General features: G+C 68.3%; 12 protein-coding genes. 9 read left to right on the forward strand and 3 right to left on the reverse strand.

Translation table 11 applies throughout. The annotated features are described in order from the left end of the window. The first annotated feature begins 1 nt into the window (after window position 1). The 8 genes from J2Y70_RS08005 to J2Y70_RS08040 all read left to right on the forward strand — a co-directional run bounded on the left by J2Y70_RS08005 (window position 2) and on the right by J2Y70_RS08040 (window position 13,476). On the forward strand, window positions 2-922 hold the full coding sequence (locus J2Y70_RS08005) for a phosphoglycerate mutase (RefSeq protein ID WP_309915607.1): 921 nt from the start codon (window positions 2-4) through the stop codon (window positions 920-922). Then, window positions 919-2,649 (forward strand): single-stranded-DNA-specific exonuclease RecJ, encoded by a 1,731-nt coding sequence (gene recJ / locus J2Y70_RS08010; protein WP_309915610.1) that lies wholly within the window; start codon window positions 919-921, stop codon window positions 2,647-2,649. The genes J2Y70_RS08005 and recJ overlap by 4 nt, the downstream gene beginning before the upstream one ends. Before the next feature lie 626 nt (window positions 2,650-3,275). After that, on the forward strand, window positions 3,276-6,212 hold the full coding sequence (locus J2Y70_RS08015) for a VIT domain-containing protein (RefSeq protein WP_309915613.1): 2,937 nt from the start codon (window positions 3,276-3,278) through the stop codon (window positions 6,210-6,212). A gap of 51 nt (window positions 6,213-6,263) precedes the next feature. Further along, window positions 6,264-7,160: a LytTR family DNA-binding domain-containing protein gene (locus J2Y70_RS08020; RefSeq protein WP_309915616.1), complete on the forward strand. Its 897-nt coding sequence runs from the start codon at window positions 6,264-6,266 to the stop codon at window positions 7,158-7,160. A gap of 103 nt (window positions 7,161-7,263) precedes the next feature. Beyond that, window positions 7,264-8,389 (forward strand): peptide chain release factor 2 gene (gene prfB / locus J2Y70_RS08025; protein ID WP_263398200.1). Its coding sequence is split into 2 segments (ribosomal slippage): window positions 7,264-7,338 and window positions 7,340-8,389, totalling 1,125 coding nucleotides; the frame shifts between segments, so codons are not numbered across the junction. A 96-nt stretch (window positions 8,390-8,485) separates the two neighbouring features. Next, entirely contained in the window at window positions 8,486-10,003 is a 1,518-nt protein-coding gene (lysS, locus tag J2Y70_RS08030) for a lysine--tRNA ligase (protein ID WP_263398201.1), read from the forward strand. Window positions 10,004-10,168: 165 nt separating this feature from the next. Next, entirely contained in the window at window positions 10,169-11,311 is a 1,143-nt protein-coding gene (locus J2Y70_RS08035) for a two-component system response regulator (protein ID WP_309915620.1), read from the forward strand. Then, window positions 11,308-13,476, forward strand: a complete 2,169-nt coding sequence (locus J2Y70_RS08040; protein WP_309915623.1) for an ATP-binding protein — start codon at window positions 11,308-11,310, stop codon at window positions 13,474-13,476. The genes J2Y70_RS08035 and J2Y70_RS08040 overlap by 4 nt, the downstream gene beginning before the upstream one ends. 48 nt (window positions 13,477-13,524) lie before the next feature. Here the strand turns inward: J2Y70_RS08040 and J2Y70_RS08045 are convergent, their stop codons facing one another. Together J2Y70_RS08045 and J2Y70_RS08050 are read right to left on the reverse strand one after the other, a co-directional pair. Next, window positions 13,525-14,400, reverse strand: a complete 876-nt coding sequence (locus J2Y70_RS08045) for a crotonase/enoyl-CoA hydratase family protein (protein ID WP_309915626.1) — start codon at window positions 14,398-14,400, stop codon at window positions 13,525-13,527. Between the two features lie 251 nt (window positions 14,401-14,651). Next, entirely contained in the window at window positions 14,652-16,340 is a 1,689-nt protein-coding gene (locus J2Y70_RS08050; protein WP_309915629.1) for a long-chain fatty acid--CoA ligase, read from the reverse strand. A 144-nt stretch (window positions 16,341-16,484) separates the two neighbouring features. Between J2Y70_RS08050 and J2Y70_RS08055 the strand changes: the two genes are divergently transcribed. Continuing rightward, complete coding sequence (locus J2Y70_RS08055; RefSeq protein WP_309915632.1) at window positions 16,485-16,883, forward strand: nuclear transport factor 2 family protein; 399 nt, start codon at window positions 16,485-16,487, stop codon at window positions 16,881-16,883. 182 nt (window positions 16,884-17,065) lie between these two features. Here J2Y70_RS08055 and acnA read toward each other — a convergent pair whose 3' ends face one another. Beyond that, window positions 17,066-19,834, reverse strand: a complete 2,769-nt coding sequence (gene acnA / locus J2Y70_RS08060; protein WP_309915635.1) for an aconitate hydratase AcnA — start codon at window positions 19,832-19,834, stop codon at window positions 17,066-17,068. Between the last annotated feature and the right edge of the window lie 136 nt (window positions 19,835-19,970).

Here is a 19,970-nt window from a genome sequence, read left to right on the forward strand (position 1 = left end):
CGTGGCCGTCGCCACCTTGCTGTTGCCGGAGCGGGCGCGCCTGGCCGGATCGGGCCTGACCGGCGAGGTGGCACGCGCGTTCGGCCGCGCCCAGCGCGAGCGCCTGGAGGCTGGTTCGGAGGCGCAGTTGCGCCGCCATTTCGTGCTGCCGCCCGGGCAATGGCCGGTGGCCGCGCTGACCCGGCAGCTGGATGCCGGCGACGCCGGCGACGCGGTGTGGCTGCGCGCCGATCCTGCCTACGTGGTGCCGGACATGCAGGGCGCGCGGTTGATGGCGCATGGCGACATGCTCGCGATCGATGCAATCGACCTGGCCGCGCTGCTGCCGGCGCTGCAGGAGACGTTCGCCGAGGCCGGCCTGGCGCTGGACGCTGCCGACCCCACTCGCTGGTATCTGCGGCTGGAGCCGGGCAGCGCGCTGCCCGATTTCGCCGCGCCGGCGCAGGTGCTCGGCGCCGATCTGTTCGACCATCTGCCGCAGGGCGAGGGTGCGCGCCGCTGGCGTGCGTTGCTGACCGAAGCGCAGATCGTGCTGCACCAGCATCCGTGGAACCGCGAACGCGCTGCGCGCGGCCAGCCGGCGATCAACTCGCTGTGGTTCTGGGGCGGCGGCGCGTTGCCGGCCTCGGTGAGCACCGCGCACGCGCAGGTGCGCAGCCGCGAACCGCTGCTGCGCGCGCTGGCCCAGGCCGCCGGGATCGACGCCGAGCAAACGCCGCGCGTCGATGCGCTGGTCGACCTGCGCCAGCTGCGCGCGCCCGAGCAGTTCGTCGGCGAGGTGATGCAGCCGCTGCTCGAAGCGCTGCGCCTGGGCGAACTGCAGCAACTGCTGCTGGATTTCGAGGACGGGGTGCGTTTCCGGATCGAGCGCGAGCAGCGTTGGCGCTTCTGGCGGCGTCCGCTGGCACGCCTGGACGCATGAGCCCGCTGCTGCGCATCACCCGGCGGCCGGCCGCCGAGGGCGGGCCATGGACGGAGGCCGTGCTGCCGCTGCTGCGCCGCATCTACACCGCGCGCGGCGCGCACGACGCCGCGCTGGCGCAACCGAAACTGGCGCAGTTGCTGCCGCCGGACGCGCTGAGCGGCATCGGCGCGGCGGTGGCGCTGCTGGCCGACGCGATCGCTGCGGGCAAGCGCATCCTGGTGGTCGGCGACTTCGATTGCGACGGCGCCACCGCCTGCGCGGTGGCGGTGCGCGGGCTGCGCCTGCTCGGCGCCGCGCAGGTGCTGCATGCGGTGCCGAACCGCATGGTGCACGGCTACGGCCTGTCGCCGGCGCTGGTCGCCGAACTGGCGCCGCTGCAGCCCGACCTGCTGGTCACCGTCGACCACGGCATCGCCTGCCATGCCGGCGTCGCCGCGGCCAAGGCGCTGGGCTGGCAGGTGCTGGTCACCGATCACCACCTGCCGGGCAGCGTGTTGCCGCCGGCCGACGCGATCGTCGATCCGAACCTGGCCGGCGACGCGTTCCCGAGCAAGATGCTGGCCGGCGTCGGGGTGATCTTCTACGTGCTGCTGGCCTTGCGCCGGCACCTGCGCGAGCGCGGCGCGTTCGCGGCACAGGTGCCGGACCTGACCGTGCTGCTGGACCTGGTCGCGGTCGGCACCGTCGCCGATCTGGTGCCGTTGGACGCCAACAACCGCGCGCTGGTCTCGGCCGGGCTGCGCCGCCTGCAGCGCGGCGACGGCTGCGTCGGCCTGCGCGCCTTGATCGAGGCCAGCGGCCGCGATCCGGCACGGCTCAGCGCCAGCGACATCGGCTTCGCGCTGGCGCCACGGCTCAACGCCGCTGGCCGGCTCGAGGACATGGCGCTGGGCATCGAACTGCTGCTGTGCGACGACCCGCGGCAGGCGCGCGAGATCGCCGCCACGCTGGAACAGATCAACGGCGAGCGCCGCGCCGTGCAGCAGCAGATGACCGACGAGGCCGAGGCCACCGTGGCGCAGGCCTTGCTGGCGGCGCCGGACGCGCCGCCGGTGGCGGTGTGCCTGTTCGATGCGCAATGGCATCCGGGCGTGATCGGCCTGGTCGCGTCGAAGCTGAAGGACCGGCTGCACCGCCCGGTGATCGCCTTCGCCCCGGCCGAGCCGGGCAGCGACCAGTTGCGCGGCTCGGCGCGCTCGATTCCCGGCTTCCATATCCGCGACGCGATGGCGGCGGTGGAGGCGCGCCGGCCAGGCTTGATGGAAAAATTCGGCGGCCATGCGATGGCCGCGGGGCTGAGCCTGCGCCAGGACGCGCTGGCCGAGTTCGAACAACTGTTCCGCGACCATGCGCTGGCCAGCCTGGACGCGACGCTGCTGCAGGCCGAGCTGCTCAGCGACGGCGCGCTGGATCCGCACGAGCTGGACCATCGCCATGCCGAGGCCTTGCGCCTGGCCGGGCCGTGGGGGCAGGGCTTCCCCGAGCCGCTGTTCGACGGCGAGTTCGAGGTCGTGCAGTGGCGCGTGCTGAAGGAGCGCCACCTCAAGTTCAGCCTGCGCTGCGCCGGCCGCAACGAGCCGCTGAACGCGATCCACTTCAACGGCTGGCGCGGCGACGAACCCGGCCGCCGCGTGCACATCGCCTACCGTTTGGTCGCCGACGACTATCGCGGCGGCGAAGCGGTGCAGCTGGTGGTGGAGCACTGCCGGAGCCTGACGGGCTGATCCAGCGTCCTTAGCCCCTCTCCCTCCGGGAGAGGGGTTGAGGGGAGAGGGTACGGCGCGAAGCGACTCGCTGTGTTTGGGGCGCACGAGGCTGCGCCCGTACCCTCATCCGCCCCTGCGGGGCACCTTCTCCCGATGGGAGAAGGAACAGCCTAGGTGCATAGCCCCTCTCCCCACGGGAGAGGGGTTGGGGTGAGGGTACGGCGCGAAAGCGACTCGCTGAGTTGGGTGCACGAGGCTGCGCCCGTACCCTCATCCGGCCCTGCGGGCCACCTTCTCCCGTTGGGAGAAGGGAATAGCCGAGCGCGCATAGCCCCTCTCCCACCGGGAGAGGGGTTGGGGTGAGGGTACGGCGCGAAGCGACTCGCTGTGTTTGGGTGCACGAGGCTGCGCCCGTACCCTCATCCGCCCCTTCGGGGCGCCTTCCCCCGAAAGGGGGGCCATGGTCCCGATGGGAGAAGGGAACGGCCGCTAGCCGCTCTCCCCTCAAAGACGGCTGGGTAAAGATAGGATCAGCCGCATCGATGCAAGACTAAGCGACCCAAGCACACCGCACGAAGATTCTGGCTAACCCCACCGCGCCGCACCGGACGTTCAAGCTATACCGTCCCATCAAGGAGTGATCCATGCCGTACGTCGCGCGCAAAGGCCTGTGCTTGCTGTTGTTCTCGGTGTTGTCGACCATCGCCGCACCGGCCTGGGCGCAAACCGCGCCAACGCAGCACCTCCTCGCCCCGCTACTGAAGACCGACCGAGGCGAGCGCCCGGTCGAACTGCGCTCGGCGACGGTCAGCGCGCATGCCGCGGCCGGCCTGGCCGAGACCACGGTGGAACTGGTGTTCTTCAATCCCAACGCGCGCGTGCTGGAAGGGCAACTGGCGTTCCCGCTGCGCGACGGGCAGCAGATCAGCGGTTTCGCGCTGGACATCGACGGACAGATGCGCGATGCGGTACCGGTGCCCAAGGCGCGCGGACGCCAGGTGTTCGAGGCGATCGAACGGCGCGGCGTGGACCCCGGCCTGGTCGAGCAGACCGCCGGCAATCAGTTCCAGTTGCGGCTGTATCCGATCCCCGCGCACGGCAGCCGCCGCGTGCGCCTGGTCTATCGCGAATCGCTGGCGCGCACTGCGGCGGGCTGGCAGTGGCGCCTGCCGCTGGGCTATGCGGCCAGCGCGCAGTCGCTGCGCCTGCAGCTGAGCACTCAGGCGGCAGCCGTCGATGCCACGGCGCTGCCGGCCGGCCTGCGCCTGCTGCCGACGCCCGGCGGCTATGCGGCGGCGTGGTCCGGGACGCCAACGCAGCTGCCGAAGGAGCTGGTGCTGTCGTTGCGCGCGACCAGCGATCCGCGCGTCGCGGTCGGCAGCCATGACGGCCAGCGCTATTTCCAGGCGCTGGTGCCGATCGCCGATCTGCGTGCCGCGCGTCCGCTGCCGCAGCGCATCGGCTTGCTGTGGGATGCGTCCGGTTCGGCGCGGCAGCGCGACATTCCCGCGGAGCTGGCCTTGCTGCAGCGCTATTTCGCCGCGGTCGGCAACGCGCAGGTGGATCTGCTCGTGCTGCGCGACCGTGCCGAGGCGCCACGCCGCTTCCAGGTTCGCGACGGCGACTGGAGCGCGTTGCGGGCGACGCTGCAGGGCCTGCAGCCCGACGGCGCCAGCGCGTTGGGCGATTGGCGGCCGGCGGCGGAGGTGCAGGAGTATCTGTTGTTCAGCGATGGCCTGGGCAACTACGGTGCGCAGGCCTTGCCGGCGCTGGCGCCGGGCCAGCGCCTGTACGCGGTCGAGTCGGCCGGCGCCCATGCCGATGCCGCGCGCCTGGCAGCGTCGGCGGAAGCGCGCGGCGGCCGCTTGATCGCGTTGAACGGCATGCAAGGCGTGCGGCAGGCCAGCGAGCGGCTGCTGCAGCGCGGCGGCGAACTGGTCGCGCTGCAGGGCGAGGGCGTCGCCGACCTGGTCGCCGACTCCCGCCATGCCGACGACGGCTACCTGCGGATCGCCGGTCGCCTGCTTGCCGACACTGCGACGCTGCAACTGGAGATCGCCACCGCCTCCAGCACGCGCCGACTGCGTCTGCCGTTGCGCGGCGCCAGCGAAGTACCGGGCGATCTGGTGCCGGGCGCCTGGGCGCGGGCCATGCTGCGCAGCCTGGCCGCCGATCCGCTCGGCGACGCCGCGCGCCGCCAGCAACTGGCCAGCCGCTTCGGCCTGGTCAGCGCCGACACCTCGCTGCTGGTGCTGGAGAACGTCGACGACTACGTGCGCTATGCGATCGCGCCGCCGCCGGCGCTGCGCGAGGCGGTCGCACGCGCGCAGGCGCAGCGCCAGCAGGAACAGGGCGAACAGCGCAAACAGCGAATCGATCACGTCGCCGAGGAGTTCGCGCAGCGCATCGCCTGGTGGCAGCGCACGTTCCCGAAGAACGCACCGCCGCAGGCCAAGCCGCAAGGCGAGCAGGGCGATGCCCGCCTGCAGCGACGGGACGGCGTTTCGCGGCCGGCGCCGGCGATGGCCATGGCGCCGCCGCCGGCACCCGCCGCGCCGATGCAGGTGGCAGAGTCGGCGGCGCTGGAGGCGGTTGCCGTCAGCGGCGCGGTCGCGGCATCGGATGGCGACGCGACGGACGCCTATGCGCGTGTCGGCGCGTCCGCGCCCACCACGATCTCGCTGGCCTTGCAGCCCTGGCAGCCGGACTCGCCGTACGCCCGGCGCCTGCGCGCCGCGGCGCCGGATGCGGTCTATCCGCTGTACCTGAGCGAGCGCGCGGCGCATGCCGACAGCGTGGCGTTCTATCTGGACGTGGCCGACGTGCTGTTCGAACGCGGCCAGCGCGACCTGGCGCTGCGCGTGCTGTCCAACCTGGCCGAGCTGCAACTGGAGAACCGCCACGTGCTGCGCGTGCTCGGCTACCGATTGCTGCAGGCGGGCAGGGCGGACCTGGCGGTGCCGGTGTTCGAGCAGGTGCTGCGGCTGGGCGAGGAGGAGCCACAGAGCTTCCGCGACCTGGGCCTGGCCCAGGCCGCGGCGGGCGACGAGCAGGCCGCGATCGAGCAGCTGTACCAGGTGGTCGCGCGCGATTGGGATCCGCGCTTCGACGGCGTGGCGCTGATCGCCTTGAACGAGTTGAACGCGATCGTGGCGCGGGCGCCGCGCCCGCTGCAGACCGGTTTCGTCGACCCGCGCCTGCTGCGCAACCTGCCGCTGGACCTGCGCGTGGTGCTGAACTGGGACAGCGACAACAGCGATATGGACCTGTGGGTGACCGATCCCAACGGCGAGCGTTGCTACTACGCGCACCGTTCGACCTACCAGGGCGGACAGCTGTCGCAGGACTTCACCGGCGGCTACGGGCCGGAAGAGTTCTCGCTGCGCCGGGCCAAGCCGGGCAAGTACAAGGTGGAAGCGAACTTCTTCGGCGACCGCCAGCCGCTGGTGACCGGCGCCACCACCTTGCACCTGCAGCTGAGCACCGGCTGGGGCGGCGCCACGCAGCGCGACCAGCAGGTGACGCTGCGGCTGAAGGACCAGAAGGACACGATCCTGGTCGGCGAGTTCGAGGTGCGCTGACAGCGCCGCCGCGCCGGCCATCGCCCGATGGCCGGCGCGTTAAAATGCGGCATGTCCGAATCGCCAAGCCCCAGCGTCTACTCCCGTTTCCTGCCGTGGCGCCGCAGCTTCGAGATCGGCTTCTGGGTCGCGCTGACCCTGGTCAACGGCATCGCCAACAGCATCACCGTGCTGATCGACATCCGTCGCGCCGGGCTGCACTTCGCCGCGTGGGAGCCGGCGTTGTGGGAATGGTCCAGCGGCCTGGTGTTCCTGCTGATCGTGCCGCTGCTGGTGCTGCTGACCCGGCGCTACCCGCTGCACTGGGACAACTGGCGGCGCCGGCTGCCGGCGTACCTGCTGGGCAGCGTTGCGCTGTCGGTGCTGCACGTGCTGGGGATGGTCGCGATCCGCAGCGTGGTCTATCGCCTGCAGGGCCTGCACTACGACTTCGGTCCCTGGCCGCAGGGGCTGGCCTACGAATACCTGAAGGACGTGCGCAGCCTGGCCTCGATGCTGCTGTGCGTGGAGATGTACCGCTTCCTGCTGCGCCGCTGGCAGGGCGAGGCGGCCTTGCTCGGCGCGCCAGACGAAGGCCCGCCGGTGGAGTCGCTGGAGCGTCCCGAGCGCTTCCTGGTGCGCAAGCTCGGCCGCGATTTCCTGGTCGCCGCCGCCGACATCGAGTGGCTGCAGGCCTCGGGCAACTACGTCAACCTGCGCGTGCGCGGCCACGACTACCCGCTGCGCAGCACCATGGCCGCGATCGAGGCCAGGCTCGACCCGGCGCGGTTCGTGCGCATCCACCGCAGCTACATGGTCAACCTGGCGTGCGTGGTCTCGATCGAGCCGCTGGATGCGGGCGAGGCGCGCGTGCACCTGCGCGACGGCAGCCATGTCCCGTGCAGCCGCCGCTACCGCGCCGCCCTGCGCGCGGCGGCCGGGGAGGGCGAGGCCGCGCTCGCTGAGTGATCGGCACGGCGCTCGGGCTGGGCGGGCCGCCGGCGCACGCTGTGGCGTGGCGGCCGGAATTGCTAGAATCGCGCTCTTGTCTGCCGTTTGTCGGAATGCCGCCATGATCGAACTCAATCCCATCCGCCACCGCATCGCCGATCTGTCCGATCGGGTGCTGTCGCTCCGGGGGTTTCTTTGACTACGACGTCAAGAAGGAACGCCTAGAGGAAGTCACCCGGGAACTGGAAAATCCCGATGTCTGGAACGACCCCGAGCGCGCCCAGGGCCTGGGCCGCGAGCGCTCCAATCTGGAGAAGACCGTCGGCGGCATCGCCAGCGTGCTCGACGGGCTGAACGAGGCGCTGGAGTTCCTTGAACTGGCCGAGAGCGAGGACGACGAGGACACCGCGCTGGCGGTGGTCGCCGATGTCGAGCGCTTCCAGGCGCACGTGGAGAAGCTGGAATTCCAGCGCATGTTCTCCGGGCAGATGGACGCCAGCAACGCCTTCGTCGACATCCAGGCCGGCGCCGGCGGTACCGAGGCGCAGGACTGGGCCGAGATCCTGCTGCGCATGTACCTGCGCTGGTGCGAATCGCGCGGTTGGAAGACCGAGCTGATGGAAGTGTCCGGCGGCGAAGTGGCCGGCATCAAGTCGGCCACGCTGCGCGTGGAAGGCGATTTCGCCTACGGCTGGCTGAAGACCGAGACCGGCGTACACCGGCTGGTGCGCAAGTCGCCGTTCGATTCGGACAACCGCCGCCACACCAGCTTCACCTCGGTGTTCGTGTCGCCGGAAGTGGACGACAACATCGACATCGACATCAACCCGGCCGACCTGCGCACCGACGTCTACCGCTCCTCCGGTGCCGGCGGCCAGCACGTCAACAAGACCGAGTCGGCGGTGCGCATCACCCACATCCCGACCAACATCGTCGTGGCCTGCCAGACCGGGCGCAGCCAGCACCAGAACCGCGACAACGCGATGAAGATGCTCGCCGCCAAGCTGTACGAGCTGGAGATCCAGAAGCGCAACGCCGAGCGCGATGCGGTCGAGGCGACCAAGTCGGACATCGGCTGGGGCAGCCAGATCCGCAACTACGTGCTCGACCAGAGCCGGATCAAGGACCTGCGCACCGGCATCGAACGCACCGACACGCAGAAGGTGCTGGACGGCGACCTGGACGAATTCGTCGAGGCCAGCCTCAAGTCCGGCCTGGAAGTCGGCGCCAAACGCAGCGACGCCTGAACCGTCGGCCTCCGCCCGCCGTGGCGGAGGCCGGCCACGCGGCGCGGCACCCGCATCTGCTGCATCCTCTCCCTTCTTCCCCGCGTACCCATTCCCATGACCGAGCAGACCCCCGCGCCGTCCCTTCCCGCCGACGAGAACGGCCTCATCGCCGAACGCCGCGCCAAGCTGGGGGCGTTGCGCGCGCAGGGCGTGGCGTATCCGAACGATTTCCGCCGCCACGACTTCGCCGGCGACCTGCAGGCCGAGTTCGCTGACGCCGAGCGCTGGAGCGCCGAGGCGCTGGAGGCCGAAGGCCGCAGCCTGCGCCTGGCCGGGCGCCTGCTGGCCAAGCGAGTGATGGGCAAGGCCAGCTTCGTGCAACTGCAGGACGAGTCCGGACGCATCCAGCTGTTCCTGCAGGCCAACGCGCTGGGCGCGGCCTACGACGCGTTCAAGGGCTGGGACATCGGCGACATCATCGGCGTGGAGGGCGGGCTGACCCGCACCAAGACCGGCGAGCTGTCGGTCAAGGCGACCGCGCTGCGGCTGCTGACCAAGGCGCTGCGCCCGCTGCCGGACAAATGGCACGGCCTGTCCGACGTGGAGCAGCGCTACCGCCAGCGCTACGTCGACCTGATCGTGTCGCCGGAGGCGCGCGAAGTGTTCGTCAAGCGCTCCAAGATCATCCGCGCGATGCGCGCCTGGCTGGACGCGCGCCGCTTCCTGGAAGTGGAGACGCCGATGATGCATTACATTCCCGGCGGCGCCACCGCCAAGCCGTTCACCACCCACCACAATGCGCTGGACCTGGACCTGTACCTGCGCGTGGCGCCGGAGCTGTACCTGAAGCGGCTGGTGGTCGGCGGCCTGGAACGCGTCTACGAGATCAACCGCAACTTCCGCAACGAAGGCGTCAGTACCCGGCACAATCCAGAATTCACCATGATGGAGCTGTACGAGGCCTACGCCACGTACCACGAGGTGATGGACCTGACCGAGAACGTGATCCGCGACGTGGCCCAGGAGGTGCTCGGCACCACCCAGGTGCATTGGGACGGCGCCGACATCGACCTGGCGCCGGCATTCCGCCGCTGGCGCATGGACGAGGCGGTGCGCCACCACAATCCGCAGATCAGCGCCGCCGACTGCACCGACCGCGACGCCCTGCTGCGCCACTGCGAGCGGCTGAAGATCCGCACCAAGCCGTCCTACGGCTGGGGCAAGCTGCTGCTGGAGATCTTCGAGGCCACGGTCGAGCACACCCTGATCCAGCCGACCTTCATCACCGATCATCCGGTCGAGGTGTCGCCGCTGGCCCGTTCCAGCGACACCGAGCCGGGCTACACCGACCGCTTCGAGCTGTTCATCAACGGCAAGGAGATCGCCAACGGCTTCTCCGAGCTCAACGATCCGGAAGACCAGGCGGCCCGTTTCCAGGCCCAGGTGGCGGCGAAGGAGGGCGGCGACGACGAGGCCATGCACTTCGATGCCGACTACATCCGCGCCCTGGAAGTCGGCCTGCCGCCGACCGGCGGCCTGGGCATCGGCATCGACCGGCTGGTAATGTTGCTGACTGGCAGCAACTCGATCCGTGACGTGCTGCTGTTTCCGTACATGCGTCCGGAGGCTTAATCTAACCAGGGCGATGCGGCCCTGGCGCGGTTCTTGTATCGGGCGTCGGCAGGCAGGCGGTTGGCACGCCGGCTGAAGTGAGGCGAGCGGGTCGGCGTGGCCGGCACCGGAGCGTTTCCCGTTGTTGTCTCAGCAGCCCGGTACGCGTGGGCGGGAGGGTCGCAGATGCAAGGTGCCAGCATGAGCCTGTCCGGAGTATCCTCCAGCGGGGACCGCCCGGACTGGGCGGAGGGGACGGACAATCGCTTGAACATCGTCATCGTCGACGATCAGACGTCCGCGCGCACGATGCTGCGCCACGTGATCGAGGACGTCGCCCCGGAACTGACCGTGCGCGACTTCGGCGACTCGCAGGCCGCACTGGCCTGGTGCGAGGCCGGCAAGGTCGACCTGTTGCTGCTCGACTACCGCATGCCCGGCATGGACGGGCTGGAATTCGCGCGCCGGTTGCGGCGCCAGCCCAAGCATCGCGACATCCCGATCATCCTGATCACCGTGGTCGGCGACGAGCCGATCCGCCAGGCCGCGCTGGAAGCCGGGGTCATCGACTTCCTGGTCAAGCCGATCCGCCCGCGCGAACTGCGCGCGCGCTGCCACAACCTGCTGCAGCTGCGGCTGCAGAGCGAGAACATCAAGCAGCGCGCGATGTCGCTGGAGCAGCGCCTGCTGGCCAGCATGCGCGAAGTCGAGGAACGCGAGCGCGAAACCCTGTCGCGGCTGGCGCGGGCGATCGAGTACCGCGATGCCGGGACCAGCGCCTACCTGGAGCGGATGGCGCACGTGGCCGGCCTGATCGCCGAGCAGCTCGGCCTGTCCGAAGACGAGGTGCGGGTCATCGAGATGGCCGCGAGCCTGCACGACATGGGCAAGATCGCCATCCCCGATGCGGTGCTGCTCAAGCCCGGCAAGCTCAACGAGGAGGAGATGGCGGTGATGCGCATGCACCCGCGCATCGGCTACGAACTGCTCAGCGGCAGCCAGAACCGCTTCATCCAGGTCGGCGCGCTGATCGCGCTGCGCCACCATGAGCGGTACGATGGCAGCGGTTACCCCGACGGGCTGGTCGGCGAAGCGATCCCGCTGGAAGCGCGGATCGTCGCGGTCGCCGACGTCTTCGACGCGCTGATCTCGCCGCGTCCCTACAAGGAAGCATGGACCATGGACGCGACCCTCGCCTACCTCTACGCGCAACGCGGCCGCCTGTTCGACCCGCGCTGCGTCGACGCGCTGTTCCGCGGGCGCGAGCAGCTGCACATGATCTGCGAGAAATTCTCGACGGCGTCGGTCCGGCCGGGGTCGGCGTTGTGAAACGGCGGCTGCAGTGGATCCACGGCCGCCTGCGACAGCGCTCCGATACCGAACATGGTCAGACGCTGATCCGGGTCGGCATCTTCGTAGGCGTCATCGTCTGCATGATGGTCGCCGAAAAGCTCGGCTATCTCGCGCCCGACGTCTACCTGACCTCGGTGTTGATGAGTGGGGTCGGTGTCCTTGTCGGCTTGGCCCTGTTTGCGGCGATCCTGGCCAGGCCCGAGAAATCCAACGCGCGCCGCATCGTCGGCATGGTGACCGACTATGGGCTGATGACGGTAGCGATGATCCTCCAGGGAGAACCGCTGGCCTGGCTGTACGTCATCATCATGTGGGTCACGGTCGGCAACGGCCTGCGCTACGGAAACCGCTACCTGATCGGCGCCGTCGTCTCCGCCTGCATCAGCTTCGGTTGCGTGATCCTGCTCAATGGCTACTGGCGCGAGAACATGACGCTCAGCGTCGGTCTGTGGGCCGGCCTCATCGCCATTCCCATGTACCTGTCGGGTCTGTTGCGCCAGCTGACGCGCGCAACTGCCGAGGCGCGGCGCGCCAGCGAGGCCAAGAGCCGTTTCCTGGCCAATATGAGCCATGAATTCCGCACGCCATTGAATGGCTTGTCAGGCATGACCGAAGTGCTGGCTACCACCAAGCTCGATGCCGAACAGCGTGAGTGCGTTGGCACCATCCAGGCGTCGGCACGTAGTCTACTTTCCTTGGTGGAGGAGGTGCTGGATATTTCCGCCATCGAGGCGGGCAAGATCCGGACCGAGAAGCACGATTTCTCGCTACGGGAGACGTTGGCGCAGATCGGATTGATCCTGCAGCCGCAGGCGCGCGCCAAGACGCTCGGCTATCACCTTGAGGTCGCGGCCGATGTTCCCGACAACGTGCGCGGCGATGCGGGCCATCTGCGGCAGATCCTGCTGAACCTGGCGGGCAACGCGATCAAGTTTACCGATATCGGGCGCGTGGATATCCGGGTCCGGGTCCAGCGCAACGACGCCGGGGAGCCGTTCCGTCTGAGTTTCGACATCATCGACACCGGCATCGGCGTGCCGCCATCCATGCGCCCGCGCCTGTTCGAGGCCTTCGAGCAGGCCGATGTGGGTTTGTCCCGGCGTTACGAGGGCACGGGGCTGGGCACCACGATTGCAAAAGGCCTGGTGGAATCGATGGGAGGCAGCATCGGCTATCAGGAGAATCCGCCCCGGGGTAGCCACTTCTGGTTCGAGTTACCGTTCGAGGCTGCCCTCGCTTCGCCGCTTTCCACTCATGTCCCAGAGGAGAGCCCAGCCGAGGAGCGCGTCTCGCAGAGCGGCAATATCATCGCGTTCACCGACCCGTTCTTGCGGCATCGCGCACGTGTCCGCAGCATGCGCATCCTGGTCGCCGACGACCATGCCGCCAATCGCATGGTGCTGCAGCGGTTGCTGCAGAAGGCCGGGCATCGCGCGATCTGTCTAGAGGGTGCGGAAGCCGTGCTCGATGCGCTTGCCGAGACCGACTTCGACGCCGTTATCGTCGATCTGCACATGCCGGGAATGAGCGGCCTGGACATGCTCAAACAATTGCGGGTCATGCAGGCAGGCCGGCCGCGGACCCCGGTCGTGGTTCTCAGTGCGGACGTCACCCCGGAATCGATCCATCGCTGCGAACAAGCCGGAGCGCATACCTTCCTGGCCAAGCCGGTGGTGGCATCGAGGCTGCTGGATACGCTGACGGATATCGCCACCGACGGCAGATTGCGCTCCTCCGAGCCGCAGTCGCGCCCGAAGCTTGCCGTGGAGGGCGTGCTGGATTCGTCCGTACTGGACGAATTGGCGGGCCTTGGTATGGGCGAAGGGTTCGAGCGCGAATTCATTTCCCAATGCCTCAACGACGCCGACGGCTGCCTTGGCGGGATGCAGATAGCTGGCGAGTCCGAAAATTGGGACCGATTGAGGGAACATGCGCACGCGGTGAAAGGCGTGGCCAGCAACTTGGGGCTGGTAAAGATGGCCAGCCTGGGTGGCGACCTGATGAGGATGGCCGATTGGCAGATGCGGAGCGAATGGAAGCAATGCCTTGCCGCACTCAACGCCAGCCTCACCGAGGGGAAGGAGGTGCTGGACATGCGGGCGTTGCAGAGCAACAAGCAGGATGGCAACGAATTGCGGTGAGGAAAGCCCGGCGTTCGTGCCGGGCCGGCCCCCTCCGGTGTAGGGCTTCTATGCGAGCGCGGCGAGACTCTGCGCGCGCCGGGTCTGGGCGCGGACCACGCGATCCATCGTGCGTAGCGACTTGTCATCGAGCGCAAGTGCCGTGTCCACCCAGAGTTCGGTGATCGCCATCAGTTCCTGCAGTGGCACCTGTTGCGAGATCCGGCGCGCGGCATTCATCGCCAGATAGGACAGACTGCTACGTTTCTGGTTGCGAATCAGCTCCTCGACCGCGGCCTTTCCTTCGCCCTTTGGCACCAAGATGTCGACCACGCCGAGCGCGTGCATCTGTTCGCTGCTGTAGACCGTTCCTTCCAGAATGATCCTCTCCGCCAGTTGCGGCGGGACGCGCTTGCATAGGAACGAATATGCGCCCATGCCCGGGAACAGGCCGAACATGACTTCGGGCAAGCCCATGCCGATACCTTCTTCGGCCACGATGGTGTGGCATGCCAGCGCCATTTCCAACCCACCGCCCAGCGCATCGCCTTGCAGCAGCGCGATGGTACGCACGTCGCCGCCCAGTCCGGTATGCAGGATGTGCACACCTTCCACGCAGCGCTTGGCGTAGGCGAGCAAGCCAGCCCTGTCCCGCAAGCGGATGAGCTGAGTGAACAGCTCCAGATCTCCGCCGAGGTTGAAGACGTTCGCATCGGAGGCCAGCACGAAATGTCGGAGCTGCTTGCGTCCCGGTGCGTCGCCTCCGCCCAGAGTGATGGCGTCGGTGAAGCTCCACATGTCGTCGAGCAGATCGTCCCGAAAGCAGGGACGGGAGCCGCTGGCGGCATCGTGATGCATGAACATCCAATGCACGTTGCCGTCGGCACTCGACTCAACGCGGATGGTGGGGAAGCTCGGGTTGAAGAAGCGTTTGTCGACGTTCATGGGATTTCCTCGGTTTGTGGGCAGCGAAACGGCGTGCGCTAAGGCAAAGGAGCGGCGCGCGAGCCGATGCTACACCTACGTAAACCGGGGATTGGCGAGCGTCTGGACGGGATATTCACGTCTGCCTGGCATGCGTGGCTGCTGAAGCCAGAGGGCTTTCCGGCGGTGCGGCAACCGCTGAGATCGTCCTCCCGACAAGACGGAGCGTGCTCCGCCTGCCGGGGGTGGGCCGTAGCCCACGCGAATCGGCTCTATTGAGCGTTTGGAACGTTGTCGCGCAGCTCCCGCCGCAGGATCTTGCCGACATTGGTCTTGGGCAGCTCCTTGCGGAACTCGACGATGCGCGGGTGCTTGTAGCCGGTCAGGTTGGCGCGGGCGTGGGCCTTGACGTCCTCGGCGGTGAGGTTGGGGTCCTTCTTGACGATGACCACCTTGACCACCTCGCCGGATTTCTCGTCCGGCACCCCGACCGCGGCCACTTCCAGCACGCCGGGCATCATCGCGATCACATCCTCGACCTCGTTCGGGTACACGTTGAAGCCGGAGACCAGGATCATGTCCTTCTTGCGGTCGACGATGTAGAAGAAGCCCTGCGGATCCATCCGCGCCATGTCGCCGGTGTGCAGCCAGCCGTCGGCATCGACCGCGCCGGCGGTCTCCTCCGGGCGCCGCCAGTAGCCCTTCATCACCTGCGGCCCCTTGATGCACAGCTCGCCGACCTCGCCTGGCGCCAGGGTCTGGCCCTGGTCGTCCTTGACGCAGGCGTCGGTGGACGGGATCGGCAGGCCGATGGCGCCGTTGTATTCCTGCAGCGTCAGCGGGTTGATGCAGGCCGCGGGCGAGGTCTCGGTCAGGCCGTAGGCCTCGACCAGGGTCACTCCGGTCACCTGCTTCCAGCGCTCGGCCACGGCGCGCTGCACCGCCATGCCGCCGCCGAGGGTGAACTTCAGCGCCGAGAAATCCACCTTGTCGAAGCCGGGGGTGTTGAGCAAGCCGTTGAACAGCGTGTTGACCCCGGTGAAGGCGGTGAAGCGGGTCTTCTGCAACTCCTTGACGAAGCCGGGCATGTCGCGCGGATTGCTGATCAGGTGGTTGAGGCCGCCGAGCTTCATGAACACCAGGCCGTTCGCGGTCAGCGCGAAGATGTGGTACAGCGGCAGCGCGGTGATGATGACTTCCTTGCCTTCCTCCAGCTTGCCGGACGCGGCGATCCAGGCGCCGGCCTGCAGCATGTTCGCGACCAGGTTGCGGTGGGTCAGCATCGCGCCCTTGGCCACCCCGGTGGTGCCGCCGGTGTACTGCAGGAAGGCGATGTCGTCCGGGTCGATGTCCAGCTGCGGCAGCGTGTGCAGGCGGCCCAGGGTGAGCGTGTCGCGGAAGCGTACCGCGTTGGGGATGTCGTAGTCGGGCACCAGCTTCTTGACGTACTTCAACACGAAGTTGACCAGCGCGCCCTTCGGGAAGCCGAGCATGTCGCCCAGGCCGGTGGTGATGACCTGCTTGAGCGGGGTGTCGGCCAGCACTTCCTGCACGGTCTTGCCGAAGTTGTCGATCACCACGATCGCGCTGGCGCCCGAATCGATCAGCTGGTGGCGCAGTTCGCGCGGCGTGTACAGCGGATTGACGTTGACCACGGTCATGCCGGCCAGCAGCACGCCGAAGGTGGCGATCGGGTACTGCAGGCAGTTGGGCATCATCAGCGCGACGCGGTCGCCCTTCTTGAGCTGCAACTCGCCGAGCAGGTAGGCGGCGAAATGCCGGGCCAGTTCGCCGGCCTCGCGGTAGGTCAGGGTCTTGCCGAAGTTGCTGTAGGCCGGGCGGTCGCCGAACTTGGCGACGGAAGTTTCGAACACCGCTGCGACGGATCGGTACTCATTGACGTCGATCTCGGCGGGAATGCCGGCCGGATAACTCTGCAACCACGGACGTTCCTGACTCATGTACTCCCCCCTCGTGTGGAATGCTGCCGCACGCCGACGCAACGCTGCGGCGTGGCGAGTGGCAGGATACCGTTCCGCATGGAAAAGGCGAAACCGAGGAGGAATCCGGTGCGACAGGCGATGGCGTGGGGATGGGGATGCGCGATGGCGCTGGCGTTGCTCGGCTGCCAGCGCGATTCGGCGGAACAGCGGCTGCGCAAGGACATGGCCGCCATGCAGGCGGCGGTGGAGGAACGCCGGCCGCGCGAGGCGATGGCGGCGGTGGCCGACGATTTCGTCGGCGAGGCGGGGATGGATCGTGCTGCGCTGCACAACCTGTTGCGCGCGCAATTCCTGGCCAACGCGCGGATCGGCGTGAGCACCGGGCCGCTGTCGATCCAGCTGCAGGGCAGCGATGCCACGGTGCGTTTCGATGCGGTAGTCAGCGGCGGCGACGGACGTCTATTGCCGGAGCGGATGCAGCGCTATGCGGTGGTCACGGGCTGGCGCGAGCAGGATGGCCAGTGGCGGTTGCGGCATGCGCAATGGAGTGCGGCACCGTAACGGCGCACGGCGTGCGTGTGCACTCGCGGCTGTCGCCCTGTTGGAAGAACAGGGCGCCTTCGTCAGCGATGTAACCGAACTGCACTTCGAACGTCGTGCCGTGAAATCGGATCGTACACGGCCACGCGCTTTTGCATGAACGCACGCGGCGCCCGTGCAGGACGCCGCGCGCGGCTGCAGCCTCAGGCGGCCTTGCGCGCCGCCAGCTGGCGCAGCACGTACTGCAGCAGGCCGCCGTGCTTGAAGTACTCCACTTCCTTCGGCGTCAACAGCAGCACCTTGACCTGGAACTGCTTGACGCTGCCGTCGGCCTTCTTGGCATCGACGGTGGCGCGCTTGCTGGCGCCGTCCTGCAGCCCGGTGATGTCGAACACCTCCGAGCCGTCCAGGCCCAGCGACTGCGCGTTCTCGTTGTCCAGGAACTGCAGCGGCAGCACGCCCATGCCGACCAGGTTGGAGCGGTGGATACGCTCGAAGCTCTCGGCGATCACCGCCTTGACCCCGAGCAGGTTGGTGCCCTTGGCCGCCCAGTCGCGCGAGGAACCGGTGCCGTATTCCTTGCCGGCGACGACCACCAGCGGCACGCCGTCGGCCTTGTACTTCATCGCCGCGTCGTAGATCGCCAGCTTCTCCGGCTGCGCGCCGTCCGGCCCGCGGTACAGGGTGTTGCCGCCTTCCTCGCCGCCGAACATCAGGTTCTTGATGCGGATGTTGGCGAAGGTGCCGCGCACCATCACGTCGTCGTTGCCGCGGCGGCTGCCGTAGCTGTTGAAGTCGGCCGGCTGCACGCCGCGTTCCTGCAGGAAGCGGCCCGCCGGCGAATCCTTCTTGATGTTGCCGGCCGGGGAGATGTGGTCGGTGGTGATCGAGTCGCCGAACAGGCCGAGCACGCGCGCCCCGTGCACGTCGTCGACGGTGCCGACCTGCATGGTCATGCCGTCGAAGTAGGGCGGGTTCTTGATGTAGGTGGAGGCGGCATCCCAGGCGTACAGCTCGCCGTCGGGCGAGGCGATCGCGGCCCAGCGGCTGTCGCCCTTGAACACGTCGGCGTAGTTCTGCTTGAACATCTCCGGGCCGACGGTGGCGGCGATGCTGTCGCCGATTTCCTTGTTGCTCGGCCAGATGTCGCGCAGGTACACCGGCTGGCCGTCGTTGCCGATGCCGAGCGGATCGCGGCTCAGGTCGATGTCGGTGGTGCCGGCGATGGCGTAGGCGACTACCAGCGGCGGCGAGGCCAGGTAGTTCATCTTCACTTCCGGGTGCACGCGGCCTTCGAAGTTGCGGTTGCCCGACAGCACCGAGGCCACCACCAGGTCGTCCCTGGCGATCGCCGCCGATACGTCCTCCGGCAGCGGGCCGGAATTGCCGATGCAGGTGGTGCAGCCGTAGCCGACCACGTAGAAGCCGAGTTTTTCCAGGTCGTCCATCACCCCGGCCTTCTTCAGGTAGTCGGTGACCACCAGCGAGCCCGGCCCGAGCGAGGTCTTGACCCACGGCTGCGCCTTCAGGCCCTTGGCCACGGCGTTGCGCGCCAGCAATCCGGCGCCGAGCATCACCGCCGGGTTGGAGGTGTTGGTGCAGGAGGTGATCGCGGCGATCACCACCGAGCCGTCGCGCAGCTGCCAGCCGGCGCCGCTGTCTTCGGCGGTCTCGGCCTGCGAGGCCTTGGCGCCGACCGCAGTGCCGCCGCCGCCTTCGTTCTTGAGCCGGTCTTCCTGCTTCAGGTCGCTGCGGCGCTTGTGCCGCGCTTCTGCGAACGGCACCAGGTTGTCGCGGAAATTGCGCTGCATGTCTTCCAGCAGCACCCGGTCCTGCGGGCGCTTGGGCCCGGCCAGCGACGGCTTGACCTCGGCCATGTCCAGCTCCAGCGTGGCGCTGTAGGCGGCGTGCGCGGTGTCGGCGTCGTGCCACAGGCCCTGCGCCTTGGCATAGGCCTCGACCAGCGCGATCTGCTCCTCGCTGCGCCCGGACAGGCGCAGGTAGGTCAGCGATTCGGCATCGACCGGAAAGATGCCGCAGGTGGCGCCGTACTCCGGGGCCATGTTGCCGATGGTGGCGCGGTCGGCCAGCGGCAGGTGCTGCAGGCCGTCGCCGAAGAACTCGACGAACTTGCCGACCACGCCGTGCTTGCGCAGCATCTGCGTCACCGTCAGCACCAGGTCGGTGGCGGTGGCGCCTTCGGGCAGCCTGCCGGTCAGCTTGAAGCCGACCACCTGCGGGATCAGCATCGACGAGGGCTGGCCGAGCATCGCCGCTTCGGCCTCGATGCCGCCCACGCCCCAGCCGAGCACGCCGATGCCGTTGATCATGGTGGTATGGCTGTCGGTGCCGAACACCGTGTCCGGATAGGCGATCGCTTCGCCGTCGCGCTCGGCGGTCATCACTACCCGCGCCAGGTGTTCCAGGTTGACCTGGTGCACGATGCCGGTGTTCGGCGGCACCACCTTGAAGTTGTCGAACGCCTTCTGGCCCCAGCGCAGGAAGCCGTAGCGTTCCATGTTGCGCTGGAATTCGATCTTGCCGTTGAGGTCGAGCGCGTCGGCCTTGCCGAACACGTCCACCTGCACCGAATGGTCGATCACCAGTTCCGAGGGGATCAGCGGGTTGATCTGCTCCGGGCGTCCGCCGAGCTTGACCACCGCATCGCGCATCGCCGCCAGGTCGACCACGCACGGCACACCGGTGAAGTCCTGCAGCACCACCCGCGCTGGCATGAACGCGATCTCGGTGTCCTGCTCGGCCTTGGGGTCCCACTTGGCCACCGCCTCGATGTGGTCCTTGCCCACGGTCACGCCGCCGTCTTCGTGGCGCAGCAGGTTTTCCAGCAGGATCTTCAGCGAGTAGGGCAGGCGGCCGATGTCGAAGCGCTCGGCGAGCTTGGGCAGGCTGTAGTAGGCGTAGCGTTTGCCGTTGACCTCGAGCGAGGTACGGGTGGAGAAGGAATCACTCATCACGGAACTCCTATGGCGTCGCGGCTGTAGGGACTGCGGTCATTCTGACCCATTCAGTGTGTATGGAGGGTGTCACCGGCGCTGTATGCGGGCTTGAGTATGACGCTTCAAGTATGTAAAATTCGTGCATACCTTG

The organism is Xanthomonas sp. 1678 (assembly GCF_031455575.1).
GTDB lineage: Bacteria > Pseudomonadota > Gammaproteobacteria > Xanthomonadales > Xanthomonadaceae > Xanthomonas_A.